The following is a 12651-nucleotide window of genomic DNA, read 5'->3' as shown; positions in this document are numbered from 1 at the left end:
TTCGTCGCTATCGCTCCTCGCAATGACGTGGATGCATTTCGGCCCCGGGATCACGACCTTTTCGTTGGGGCACGCTTCTTCTTGACCGGCGATTTCCTCGCGGCCGCCTTCTTTACCGCAGCATTCTTGCCCGCAGTTTTCGTTGCCGCAGTCTTCTTCGCAGGCGCCTTCGACTTTCGCGCAGCCGCTCGTTTCCTCGGCCGCTTGCGCAGCGCGGCGCGCTGGGCAGCGCCGAGCGCCGAGCGTGCCCAGACCGCGAGTTCCTCCGAATCATCGAACAGCCGTGCCGGCAGCTGCCAGTAGGAGTTCACCGTGACGGTCTTCGACCGTGTCTGATATTGGAATGGCCCGCAGCCTTCCGCCTCGAATTGCGGAATGGTCTCCTCGTCGGCACGGAAGTAGAGCCCAGCCCGCAGGGCCAGCGCGAAATTGGTGCCGTCAGCCGAGATGCCGTAGCCGGAGAACATCCGGCGCAGCGTCACCGGGCCGAAATCGGCGAACAGGTCGGTGAGGAATTCGCGGTCCATGTGCCCACCGTCGCGTCCCGGCCAAGTGCGCAATTGCGCACGAGGGGCCGCGACCCATACGCCGCAGCCTCTCGACAAGGCAGTATGGACGACGATCGGATCAACAATCAATGTTGGTGGTTATTGCGTCCCGGCCCCCGCGCGCAATTGCGCACTTGGCCGGGACGATGCTGTCAGACCGTGGCCGGTTTGAGCTGCACCGATTCGCCGCAACCGCAGGCGGAGACCTGGTTCGGGTTGTTGAACACGAATTGGGCCTGCATCTTGTCGGCCACATAGTCCATCTCGGTGCCGAGCAGGAACAGCACGGCCTTCGGATCCACCAGGATCTTCACGCCCTTGTCCTCGACCACTTCATCGGTCGGGCGGATCTCGTGGGCGTATTCGACGGTATAGGACTGTCCGGCGCAGCCGCCATTCTTGATGCCGACGCGCAGCCCGACGATCTCCGAGTCCGCGCGCTTGGTCAGCTCGGTGATCCGCTCGGCGGCGGCATCGGTCAGTTTCATGACCTGCGGGCGGGGCCGCTTCGGCTTGGCTGGGGTTGATGAAGCTTGCGTCATGACACTCATGTGGTCAGTCCCAGCGGCAAATCAATTGCCGTTCTTCTTGAGCCTAAGTCCAATCCGTAAAGGTTCTTGATCAGAACCTTTACCTCTTGTTCTGACGCGTTTTCTTCACGCGAACCGGCATCCACTTCGCTCGAAAACGCTGTGACGCATCACCACATATTGAGGACGAGGCGTGCCTCGTCCGACATCCGGTCCGGCGTCCAGGCCGGATCCCACACCAGATTGACGTTGACGACGCCGACACCGGGAACGCTGGCGACCGCGTTCTCCACCATCTGCGGCAGCTCGCCGGCGGCCGGGCAGTTCGGCGTGGTCAGCGTCATCATGATGTCGACCGAGCGATCATCCTTGAGATCGACCTTGTAGATCAGGCCGAGTTCGTAGATGTCGGCCGGGATTTCCGGGTCGAACACCGTCTTCAGCGCCGCGACGATCTCGCCGCTCATGCGCTCGGTTTCCTCCGCCGGCAGTGCCGAGGTGGTTTCCATGGTGGCCGTCTTGACTTCGGCTGTATCGGTCATGCGAACAATTCCCGCGCCTTGATCAGCGCCTGCGCCAGATGGTCGACTTCTTCCCTAGTATTATACATCCCGAAGGATGCACGGCAGGTGGCCGTCACGTTGAACCGCTCTAAAAGCGGCATCACGCAATGCGTGCCGGCACGGACCGCAATGCCCTGACGATCGATCACGGTCGCGACATCGTGGGGATGGGCGCCCTTCATTTCGAACGAGATCACCGGTCCCTTGTTGCGGGCGGTTCCGATCACGCGCAGCGAGTTGATCTCGCGCAGGCGCTCCTGCGCATAGGTCAGCAGCTCATGCTCATGCGCGGCGATGCGCTCCTTGCCGATCGAATTGACGTAGTCGATCGCAGCGCCGAGCCCGATTGCCTCGACGATCGGCGGCGTCCCGGCCTCGAACTTGTGCGGCGGATCGCCATAGGTGACCCAGTCCTTGGCCACCTCACGGATCATCTCGCCGCCGCCGTTGAATGGCCGCATCGCCACCAGATGCTCGTGCTTGGCGTAGAGCGCACCGATGCCGGTCGGTCCGTACACCTTGTGGCCAGTAAAGGCATAGAAATCGCAATCGAGGTCCTGGACGTCGATCGGCAGGTGCACCGCACCCTGTGCGCCGTCGACCAGCACCGGGATGCCGCGAGCGTGCGCCAGCTGGATCACGTCCTTGACCGGAACCAGCGTGCCGAGCGCGTTCGACATCTGGGTGATCGCGACGATCTTGGTGCGCGGGGTCAGGAGCTTCTCGAACTCCTCGATCAGGAAATTGCCCTCGTCGTCGACCGGTGCCCACTTGATCACGGCACCATGGCGCTCCCGGAGGAAATGCCACGGCACGATGTTGGAGTGGTGCTCCATGATCGAGAGGACGATCTCGTCACCCTCCTTGATGTTCACCCCGCCCCAGGACGACGCCACCAGGTTGATCGCCTCGGTGACGTTGCGGGTGAAGACAATCTCTTCATTGCGGCGGGCGTTGATGAACTGCGCCACCTTGCCGCGGGCGCCCTCATAGGCCTCGGTCGCGGCATTGGCGAGGTAATGCAGGCCGCGATGCACATTGGCGTATTCGCTCTTGTAGGCCTCGGTCATGCGGTCGAGCACCGCATTCGGCTTCTGCGCCGAGGCTGCGTTGTCGAGATAGACCAGCGGCTTGCCGTAGATCTGCATGGCGAGCGCCGGGAAATCCTGCCGCACCAGCGCGACGTCGTAACTGCCGTTGGCGACCGCCTTGTGCATGCTCACGCCCTCGCCTGAAGCCAACGCTGCGCGGCGGCAATTGCGACCTCGCGCAACGCGTCGCTGGCGATGGTCTCGATCGCCTCGCCGACGAAGGCCTGGATCAGGAGCGCCTGCGCTTCCTTCTCGGGCAGTCCGCGGGCGCGCATGTAGAACAGCAGGCTCTCGTCGAGCGCGCCGGTGGTCGCACCGTGACCGCAGGTGACGTCGTCGGCGAAGATCTCGAGCTCGGGCTTGTTGTCGGCCTCCGCGTCGTCGGACAGCAGCAGCGCACGGGTCATCATCTTGGCGTCGGTCTTCTGCGCGTCGGGGCGGACGATGATGCGGCCCTGGAACACCGAATGGGCGCGGTCGTCGACAACGGCGCGGAAGATCTCGCGGCTCGCGCAGTGCGGCACCGCGTGATCCAAGAACAGCGTGGTGTCGGCGTGCTGCTTGCCGTTGATTAGATTGACGCCGTTGGTCTCGACCGTCGAGCCCTCGCCGGCGCAGGTCACCGTCAGCTGATAGCGGCTGACATGACCGCCCGAGGTCAGGCCGAAGGTGTTGAAATGGGCATGCGCGCCGAGCGACACCGTCGCCGAGGAAATATTGAAGGCATCGACGCTGTCTTCGACCAGACGCACGTGATCGAGCCGTGCGTTGTCACCGATCGCAACAACCAGTCCGTCATGGGTCTGGTAGGCCTTGGCGCCGTCGGCGGCGAGATAGCTCTCCACCAGCGTCACGCCGGTATCGCGGCCGAGCCGGAGCAGCGACCGCGTGAACGTCGAGGCCGGCGCGGTGCCGGATGCGACATGCACGATGTGCAACGGCTGGGTCAGCACCGCGCCGTTGGCGACGTCGATGACGACCCCGTCGGTCGCCAGCGCGCCATTCAGCGCGATCATGGGGTTGGCAACATCGGACGCGAGAGCCTGCGTTGCGACGATCTCGTCGCCGGCTTCCAGCGCGAGGCGCAGCGGATTGATCGAGAGCCCTTTCTCCAGATCCTGCCAATCGGAAAGATCAGGCGCGAACGCGCCGTCGACCAGCACCAGGCGCCGGACGCCTTCGATCGCGCGGGCCTCTACGACGGCCCTGGCGCGGCTCAGCGCGGCATCATCCGGGGACGCCGCGAGCGGCAGCACTTCGCGCATCAGCGCGCGCAAGTCGGTGTATTTCCAGTCCTCGATCCGGCGATGCGGCAGGCCTGATCGTTCATAAGCCTCGAAGGCCTGGCGCCGCTGATCGGCGATCTTGCCCTCACCCGGCAGACGGTCGCGCACCACGGCGAATGCATCGCCCAGCGCGCGCCCGGTCTCGGTCTTTGCAACAACGTTCATCACAAAACCCGCGTTTGTCAGGCAGCGTCTTCGAACTGCGTGTAACCGGACTCTTCCAGCTCCAGCGCCAGTTCCTTGCCGCCGCTCTTCACCACCCGGCCCTTCGACATCACGTGCACGAAGTCGGGCACGATGTAGTTGAGCAGCCGCTGATAGTGGGTGATCACGACCATCGCGCGCTCCGGCGAGCGCAGTGCGTTGACGCCGTCGGCCGCGATCCGCAGCGCGTCGATGTCGAGGCCGGAATCCATTTCGTCGAGGATGCAGACGGCCGGCTCGAACAGCGCCATCTGCAGGATCTCGTTGCGCTTCTTTTCACCGCCGGAAAAGCCGACATTGACGCCGCGCTTCAGCATGTCCTGCGGAATGTTCAGCGACCTGGCGACCTCGCGGACCTTCTTGAGGAAGGCCGGCGACGAGATCTCGTCCTCGCCCCGCGCCTTGCGCTGGGCGTTGAGCGCCGCATGCAGGAAATTCCAGGTGGTGACGCCGGGGATCTCGACCGGATACTGGAACGCCAGGAACACGCCCTTGGCGGCGCGCTCGTTGGGCTCCATCTCCAGCAGGTCCTCGCCCCTGAACAGGATCTGCCCGCCCGTGACTTCATAGCCCGGCTTGCCGGCTATGACGTGGGAGAGCGTCGACTTGCCGGAGCCGTTCGGCCCCATGATCGCGTGCACCTCGCCCGGGTTCACCGTGAGCGACAGCCCGTGGAGGATCTCACGCTCCTCGACACGAACCTGCAGATCTTTCACTTCAAGCAGAGACATCTGATTTTTCCTGAGCATCACCCGAAAGGCGCGCGTCGGCCGCGCCGTTAGCGGGATGGATTAGCCAACCGAACCTTCAAGGCTGATCGAGATCAGCTTCTGCGCTTCCACCGCGAACTCCATCGGCAGTTGCTGCAGCACGTCCTTCACGAAACCGTTGACGACGAGGCCGACGGCTTCTTCCTGCGAGAGCCCGCGCTGGATGCAGTAGAACAGCACGTCCTCGGAAATCTTCGACGTCGTCGCTTCATGCTCGAACGTCGCCGAGGAATTCTTGGCCTCGACATAGGGCACGGTGTGCGCGCCGCATTTGTCGCCGATCAGAAGCGAGTCGCAGGCGGTGTAGTTGCGCGCGCCGGTGGCCTTGCGATGGGCGCTGACGAGACCGCGATAGGTGTTCTGCGACTTGCCGGCGGCGATGCCCTTGGAGATGATCCGGCTCGACGTGTTCTTGCCGAGGTGGATCATCTTGGTGCCGCTATCGACCTGCTGGAAACCGTTCGAGATCGCGATCGAGTAGAACTCGCCGCTCGAATTGTCGCCGCGCAGGATGCAGCTCGGATATTTCCAGGTGATCGCCGAACCGGTCTCGACCTGGGTCCAGGAGATCTTGGAGTTCCTGCCGCGGCAGTCGCCACGCTTGGTGACGAAATTGTAGATGCCGCCCTTGCCTTCCGAGTTGCCCGGGTACCAGTTCTGCACCGTCGAATATTTGATCTCGGCGTCGTCGAGCGTGACGAGCTCGACCACGGCGGCGTGCAGCTGGTTCTCGTCGCGCTGCGGCGCGGTGCAGCCTTCGAGATAGGAGACGTAGGAACCCTTGTCGGCGATGATCAGCGTGCGCTCGAACTGGCCGGTGTTGCGCTCGTTGATGCGGAAATAGGTCGACAGCTCCATCGGGCAGCGCACGCCCGGCGGCACGTAGACGAACGAGCCGTCGGAGAACACAGCCGAATTCAATGTCGCGAAGTAATTGTCGGAGGTCGGCACGACGGTGCCGAGATATTTCTGCACCAGCTCGGGATGCTCGCGGATCGCCTCCGAGATCGGCATGAAGATCACGCCGGCCGCCTTCAGCTCCTTCTGGAAGGTGGTCGCGACCGAGACCGAGTCGAACACGGCGTCGACCGCGATCTTGCGGTTCGGCGTCTGCTCGCCACCGGGCGGCGGCTCGACGCCCTCGAGGATCGCGACCTCGCGCAAGGGGATACCGAGCTTCTCGTAGGTCTTGAGGATTTCCGGATCGATCTCGTCGATCGAGGACAGCGTCTTCTTCGGCTTCGGCGCCGCGTAGTAGTAGATGTCCTGGTAGTCGATCTTCGGATAGTCGACGCGCGCCCAGGTCGGCTCGGTCATGGTCAACCAGCGGCGATACGCCTCCAGGCGCCATTCCAGCATCCAGGCCGGTTCATTCTTCTTTGCGGAGATGAAGCGGACGGTGTCTTCCGACAGCCCCTTCGGGGCCTTGTCGGACTCGATCAGCGTCTCAAACCCATATCGATACTGGTCGACGTCGATGCGCCGGACGCGCTCGACCGTCTCTTGTACAGCAGGCATTCAATCCTCCGCTCGCGGTTTCAAGGACCGCGGTGGATATCAAGTTCCGAAAATCTCTTACGATGCTTTGATGACGAAATCCGCTTAGAACAGTTCAAGCTGTGTTTCGTCGTTCTCCCTTAACTAAGGTATCGGCGAGCTTTCGCCAAGCCTTGAGGGTCAAATCCACGTCTGTCTCCGTGGTAGACCAGCCAAGACTAAGCCGCACCGCTGCCTGGGACACCTCCGAACGGTATCCCATTGCCTCCAGCACATGGGAAGGCTGGACCTTGCCTGACGAGCAGGCGGAACCGGACGACACCGCGATTCCCCCAAGGTCGAACCCGATCACCGCCGTCTCAGCCTTCATCCCGGGTGCCGTGAACAAGACGGTATTCGGTAACCGCTTAACGTCATCGGAGAACACCAGCACGTCCGGCGTCTGCCGCAGCCCGTGCTCGAGCCGGTCGCGCAGCCCCCTGACGCGGGCCGCGTCGCCCTTCAGCGCCGCCATCGCGGCCTTGGCGGCCGCACCGAACCCAGCGATGCCGGCGATGTTCTCGGTCCCTGCCCGCCGCCCGAGCTCCTGCCCGCCGCCGCGCAGAAACGCCTCCAGACCCTCGACGCCCTCGGCGAGCACCAGCGCGCCTGCGCCCTTCGGTCCGCCGATCTTGTGCGCCGACAGCGTCACCAGGTCGGCCTGCGTCGAGGCCAGATCGAACGGGATCTTGCCGAACGCCTGGATCGCGTCGACATGTAGCAGGCCGCCAGCCGCATGGACGATTGCGGCGACATCAGCCACCGGCTGAATGGCACCGGTCTCGTTGTTCGCCAGCATCACCGAGACCAGAGCCGGCGGACCGTCCGCCAGCAGCGCGCGCAGATGGTTGAGATCGATCACACCGGCACGCGTGACCTGGATTGCGGCGGTCGCCTCCGTCGCAAACCGACCGCCCGCGAGCACGGACGCGTGCTCGATCGCCGACACCAGGAGCCGCTGCACCGGTGCGCCCGCGGCGCGGCGCAATCCCGGCGTCAGTGCAAGCGCATTGGCTTCGGTCCCACCGGACAGAAACACCACGTCCTGCGGCCGGCCGCCGACCGCCTTCGCCACGGCATTGCGGGCATCCTCAAGCAGCCGTCGCGCCCGCCGTCCCTCGCTGTGCACCGAGGACGGGTTGCCGATCAATTCCCACGCCGCAGCCATCGCCGCCTTCGCCTCCTGGCGAAGCGGCGTGGTGGCATTCCAGTCGAGATAGACGCGATCGGCCATGAAGCGATCCGCGGCAACCACCGTGGTTGCGGCCTTCACTGCGACATAACGACAGTTGACGACCGAGACCAGATCAGACGTTACCGGCACGGGAGATTTTTCATGCGCGGCAGGAGCCTTGCTGCCGCGAGACACGGCGTTCGCGGTCCCCCGAGCGCGATAGCATTATGACAGACTGAAACTTCAGGTAGCCTTCGAAGCAATCCGGCGTGTCGATCCGGATCGCCGCCGCCGCGTCGGCAACGCGCGCAACGCGACGCGGATTCGCGACCGCCAAGCGGCACAATTTCCTTGATTTTTGCCCCTCGCGTCATGCTAGAAGGCCTCCAGCGTGCCGCGCGGCGGTGCCTGCGCCGATTTCATCACGAGCTGCTCTGTTCGCGAACCGTCGCTGAAGATGGCTCCAACCGGTTGATTGATCGACGTCAATCAAGGGAACGCGGCAATCAAGGGAACACAATGCCTGAAGTCATTTTCACCGGCCCTGCTGGCCGCCTCGAGGGCCGCTACCACCCGGCCAAGCAGAAGAACGCGCCGATTGCGATGATCCTGCATCCGCATCCGCAGTTCCACGGCACGATGAACCACCAGATCGTCTACCAGTGCTACTACGCGTTCGCGCATCGCGGCTTCTCGGTGCTGCGCTTCAACTTCCGTGGCGTCGGCCGCAGCCAGGGCTCGTTCGATCACGGCACCGGCGAATTGTCCGACGCCGCGAGCGCGCTCGACTGGGCGCAGGCGATCAATCCGGAGGCGCGCGCCTGCTGGGTTGCGGGCTTCTCGTTCGGCGCATGGATCGGCATGCAGCTTCTGATGCGCCGGCCGGAGGTCGAGGGATTCATCTCGATCGCGCCGCCCGCCAATCTCTACGACTTCTCGTTCCTTGCGCCCTGCCCGTCGTCGGGCCTGATCGTGCACGGCGACAAGGATGCCGTGGTGCCGCCCAAGGACGTCAACACGCTCGTCGAGAAGCTGAAGACGCAGAAGGGCATCGTGATCGACCAGCAGGTCATCCCCGGCGCCAACCACTTCTTTGACGGCAAGCTCGAGCCGCTGATGGAGACGGTGACCGGCTATCTCGACATGCGTCTCGCCAACGTACGCTGACGTTGCGCTCCTGTAGTCCGGATGGAGCGCAGCGAAATCCGGGACACTTTCGCCGTGGATGAGAACCCCGGATTGCGCTCCGCTCCATCCGGGCTACGGCACTGACCTATTCCGGCGCCAGCTTCAGCGCGGCAATCCCGATCAGCACCAGCGCAATCCCCGCGACTTTCATCGGGTTGAGCGCCTCGTTGAACAGCAGCACACCCATGACCAGCGTGCCGGCCGCGCCGATGCCGGTCCACACCGTGTAGGCGACGCCGACGCCGAGCACCTGCAGCGCGCGTCCGAGCAGGAACACGAACGCAGCGAGCAGCAGCAGCGAGACCAGCGTCCAGCCGAGCCGCGTATAGCCTTCGGCATATTTCATCGAAATCGCCCAGCCGACGTCCAGCAGGCCGGCGACGATGAGCGCGATCCAGGCAACCGAGTGCGACATGGCTTACGCGGCAAGCTTCAGCATATGCGCGCGGTGGCCGACCAGGAACGCGTGCAGCAGCGCCGGATAGTCCGGCGACACCGCGCTGCGTACGCTCGGCCGCTGCGCCAGCGCGCTGCGCCAGGCGCGAAGTTTTGGCGTGTGCGTGAAAACAGCGAGATCGGTCAGCTGGTCGAACAAATCGAAATAGCGGAAGATCGGCGCGAACACCGCGTCCACCAGACTGAAATTTTGGCCGGCGAAGAACGGACCGGCGCCGAGCGCAGCCTCGACGCGCGCGAATTTTGCGGCGACCGCCTGCCGCTTGCTCTCGAAGGCCGCGGCATCTGTCGCAGTCTCGAGCCCCCAGAGATCGCCGAGAATGGCCGAGCCGAATTCCATCCAGGCGCGATGCTCGGCGCGCGTCAGCGCGTTCTCCGGGTGCAGCTTCGCCCCCGCCTGCGTCTCCTCGATGTACTCGCAGATCACGTTGCTCTCGAACAGCGCGACCTCCTTGCCGTCGTCGCGCGTCACCACCAGCACCGGCACCTTGCCGAGCGGCGAGATCTTCAGGAACCAGTCCGGCTTGTTGGCGAGATCGATGTCGATCCGCTCGAACGGCACGCCCTTCTCACGCAGCGCGATCACCGCGCGTTGCACATAGGGACAGAGCTTGTGGCTGATCAGTTTCAGGGCGGCCATGACGAACCTCGCGTTCAATGCAACTGCATCGAATTAAATGCAACGGCATGGAACTGTCAAGGTAGATGCATTTGCATCTAAATCACGGTCGCGCGATGATGCCCCCGGTCATCGGGATCGGCACCCCCGTGGTGGCGGGATAGCTCAGCGGCAGGCCCTTCATGCCGCGCGCGGCAAGGAAGCCGAACGCCTGCGCCTCGATCGCATCCGCCGCCCAGCCGAGCGCCTCGGCCGGCTCGACGGTCGCCGGCGCCAGTCGCTCGCGCAGCATCCGCATCATCGTGAGGTTGGAGGCGCCGCCGCCGCAGATGATCCAGCTCTTCGGCCGTTTCGGCAGCAGCGGCACGACACGGGCGATGGCCGCGGCAGTGAAGGCGGTCAGCGTCGCGGCGCCATCGGCCGGCGCCACGGCGCCGAGCTTGAGGCCGGCGAAGTCGTTGCGGTCGAGCGATTTCGGCGGCGGCAGCGCAAAGAACGGCAGCTTCAACGCCTGTGCGATCCAGGCCTCGTCCGGTTTGCCCAGCGCGGCGAACTTGCCGGCGGTGTCGAACGGCTGGTGCATCTGACGGAACATGAAGTCATCCAGCAGCGCATTGCCCGGCCCGGTGTCGCAGGCGATCAGCGTGTCCGTGCCGTCGATATAGGTGATGTTGGAGACGCCGCCGATATTCACCACGACGATCGGCCCCTCGCGGTTCAGCGATTGCACCAGCGCGCGGTGGTAGACCGGCACGAACGGCGCGCCCTGCCCGCCGGCCTCGACGTCGGCGGCACGGAAATCGTGCATCACCGGAATGTGGATCACCTTGGCGAGCGCCAGGGCATCGCCGATCTGCACCGTCAACCTCCGCTCGGGACGATGCAGCACGGTCTGGCCATGGAACCCGACGATGTCGATATCCTGGGCGGAGATCCTGTGCTGCGCCGTGAAGTTAGCGACCGCCTCGGCATGGGCCGTGGTGACGGCCTGCTCGGCCTGCCGCAAAATCCCCGGTCGGGCGTCGCGCTGCGACAGATGAACCGCCTCCGTCAGCGCCTGGCGCAGCAGGCTGCGCTCGCCTTCGGTATAAGGCCGATAGCCCGAGGGTCCGAAAGACTTGATCTGACGGCCATCGGTCTCGATCAATGCCACGTCGACCCCGTCGAGCGAGGTACCGCTCATCAGACCGAGTGCCGTTAACATCATGTTGGAAGCGCCCCAGCCGGGAACCCCCGGCTTGTCTCAAACAAGTACATCCTATAATGCCACTGCGCGTCCGCCTGCGGCAGCCTCAGCGCCAAGGTTCCGCAAATTGATGCAAAAACCGTAAAAACAGAATGAGCTGGCTGGCCGACAAATGACTGCAGTTAAATCGGATTTCCTGAACACTTTACAGGAACGCGGCTTCGTCCACCAGTGCTCCGATTTCGAGGGCCTCGACGCGCTTGCCGCGAAGGGCCAGGCGACGGCCTATGTCGGCTATGACTGCACCGCGCCGTCGTTGCACATCGGCAACTTCCTCACCATGATGATGCTGTACTGGCTGCAGCAGAGCGGCAACAAGCCGATCACGCTGATGGGCGGCGGCACCACGATGGTCGGCGACCCCTCCGGCAAGGACGAGACGCGCGCAATGCGCACGGTTGCGGAGATCGAAGCCAACAAGGCCTCGATCCGCGGCGTGTTCGCCAAGGTGCTGCGCTATGGCAACGGGCCTTCCGACGCCATCATGCTCGACAATGCCGAGTGGCTGACCAAATTGAACTGGATCGAGATGCTGCGCGACATCGGCCGGCACTTCTCGGTCAACCGCATGCTGACCATGGACTCGGTGCGACTCCGGCTCGAGCGCGAGCAGGAGATGAGCTTCATCGAGTTCAACTACATGGTCTGCCAGGCCTACGACTTCGTCGAGCTGTCGCGACGCGCCGGTTGCCGGCTGCAGATGGGCGGCTCCGACCAGTGGGGCAATATCGTCAACGGCGTCGATCTCGGCCGCCGCATGGGCACGCCGCAACTGTTTGCGCTGACCACGCCGCTGCTCACCACCGCCTCGGGCGACAAGATGGGCAAGACCGCCAAGGGCGCGGTGTGGCTCAACGCCGACCAGTTCTCGCCCTACGATTTCTGGCAGTACTGGCGCAATGTCGAGGACGCCGACGTCGTCAAGTTCCTCAAGCTGTTCACCATCCTGCCGATGAGCGAGATCAGCAAGCTTGCAGCGCTGGCTGGCGGCGAGATCAACGAGGCCAAGAAGGTGCTGGCGACGGAAGCGACCGCCCTGCTCCATGGCCGCGATGCAGCGAACGAAGCCGCCGAGACCGCGCGCCGCACCTTCGAGGAAGGTGCGCTGGCCGAAACCTTGCCGACGGTGGAAATTCCGCGCGGCGAATTTGAAGCCGGCGTCGGCGTGCTCGTCGCCTTCGTCAAGGCCGAGCTCGTCGCTTCCAACGGCGAAGCGCGCCGGCAGATCAAGGGCGGCGGCCTGCGCGTCAACGATGCTGCCGTGACCGACGAGAAGATGTTGCTGACTTCGGCCAATCTCACACCGGAAGGCGTGGTGAAACTGTCGCTCGGCAAGAAGCGCCACGTCCTGCTGAAGCCTGCATAGGCGCATTCGCATTTGTCGGTTGCAGGGAGTGCGGAAAGCGCGCTCCCTGCCTGAGCGCGATCAGCAAAAGCGGA

Annotated in this window: 13 protein-coding genes; 2 read left to right on the top strand and 11 right to left on the bottom strand. The window is 64.2% G+C overall.

Annotation, left to right across the window (positions count from 1 at the left end):
* Positions 1-50 precede the first annotated feature (50 nt).
* The 8 genes from ACE10X_RS20745 to ACE10X_RS20710 all read right to left on the bottom strand — a co-directional run bounded on the left by ACE10X_RS20745 (position 51) and on the right by ACE10X_RS20710 (position 7762).
* Entirely contained in the window at positions 51-527 is a 477-nt protein-coding gene (locus ACE10X_RS20745; RefSeq protein ID WP_038386763.1) for a TfoX/Sxy family protein, read from the bottom strand.
* A gap of 173 nt (positions 528-700) precedes the next feature.
* On the bottom strand, positions 701-1090 hold the full coding sequence (locus tag ACE10X_RS20740; protein ID WP_038386762.1) for an iron-sulfur cluster assembly accessory protein: 390 nt from the start codon (positions 1088-1090) through the stop codon (positions 701-703).
* 158 nt (positions 1091-1248) lie between these two features.
* The gene (locus ACE10X_RS20735) at positions 1249-1620 is read right to left on the bottom strand and encodes an SUF system Fe-S cluster assembly protein (protein WP_016845787.1); all 372 of its coding nucleotides are present in this window, start codon (positions 1618-1620) and stop codon (positions 1249-1251) included.
* Positions 1617-2864 carry a cysteine desulfurase gene (locus ACE10X_RS20730; RefSeq protein ID WP_085970746.1) on the bottom strand — a complete coding sequence of 416 codons (1248 nt, stop codon included), beginning with the start codon at positions 2862-2864 and terminating at the stop codon, positions 1617-1619. Before ACE10X_RS20730 ends, ACE10X_RS20735 begins: the two co-directional genes overlap by 4 nt.
* A complete protein-coding gene (sufD, locus tag ACE10X_RS20725) occupies positions 2861-4183 on the bottom strand; it encodes a Fe-S cluster assembly protein SufD (protein WP_038386761.1) in 1323 nt (440 codons plus the stop codon). Before sufD ends, ACE10X_RS20730 begins: the two co-directional genes overlap by 4 nt.
* A gap of 17 nt (positions 4184-4200) precedes the next feature.
* Complete coding sequence (sufC, locus tag ACE10X_RS20720; RefSeq protein WP_038386765.1) at positions 4201-4953, bottom strand: Fe-S cluster assembly ATPase SufC; 753 nt, start codon at positions 4951-4953, stop codon at positions 4201-4203.
* Between the two features lie 60 nt (positions 4954-5013).
* A complete protein-coding gene (gene sufB / locus ACE10X_RS20715; RefSeq protein ID WP_038380064.1) occupies positions 5014-6510 on the bottom strand; it encodes a Fe-S cluster assembly protein SufB in 1497 nt (498 codons plus the stop codon).
* Positions 6511-6604: 94 nt separating this feature from the next.
* A complete protein-coding gene (locus ACE10X_RS20710; protein ID WP_038388387.1) occupies positions 6605-7762 on the bottom strand; it encodes a cysteine desulfurase family protein in 1158 nt (385 codons plus the stop codon).
* Positions 7763-8221: 459 nt separating this feature from the next.
* On the opposite strand from ACE10X_RS20710, the gene ACE10X_RS20705 reads away from it, so the two are divergent.
* A complete protein-coding gene (locus ACE10X_RS20705; RefSeq protein ID WP_016843213.1) occupies positions 8222-8869 on the top strand; it encodes an alpha/beta hydrolase in 648 nt (215 codons plus the stop codon).
* Between the two features lie 106 nt (positions 8870-8975).
* On the opposite strand, the gene ACE10X_RS20700 is transcribed toward ACE10X_RS20705, so the two are convergent.
* The 3 genes from ACE10X_RS20700 to ACE10X_RS20690 form a co-directional block, all read right to left on the bottom strand.
* Positions 8976-9305, bottom strand: a complete 330-nt coding sequence (locus ACE10X_RS20700) for a DMT family transporter (RefSeq protein WP_375764515.1) — start codon at positions 9303-9305, stop codon at positions 8976-8978.
* 3 nt (positions 9306-9308) lie between these two features.
* On the bottom strand, positions 9309-9986 hold the full coding sequence (locus tag ACE10X_RS20695) for a glutathione S-transferase family protein (RefSeq protein ID WP_038388384.1): 678 nt from the start codon (positions 9984-9986) through the stop codon (positions 9309-9311).
* An 82-nt stretch (positions 9987-10068) separates the two neighbouring features.
* Positions 10069-11172 carry an anhydro-N-acetylmuramic acid kinase gene (locus tag ACE10X_RS20690; protein ID WP_038388385.1) on the bottom strand — a complete coding sequence of 368 codons (1104 nt, stop codon included), beginning with the start codon at positions 11170-11172 and terminating at the stop codon, positions 10069-10071.
* Between the two features lie 151 nt (positions 11173-11323).
* Here ACE10X_RS20690 and tyrS point away from each other — a divergent pair, with 151 nt between their 5' ends.
* Positions 11324-12577, top strand: a complete 1254-nt coding sequence (gene tyrS / locus ACE10X_RS20685) for a tyrosine--tRNA ligase (protein ID WP_038388386.1) — start codon at positions 11324-11326, stop codon at positions 12575-12577.
* Positions 12578-12651: the final 74 nt, after the last annotated feature.

It is taken from the genome of Bradyrhizobium sp. Pha-3, from assembly GCF_042258325.1.
Classification (GTDB): domain Bacteria; phylum Pseudomonadota; class Alphaproteobacteria; order Rhizobiales; family Xanthobacteraceae; genus Bradyrhizobium; species Bradyrhizobium elkanii.
This window is presented reverse-complemented; position numbering and strand designations above follow the sequence as displayed.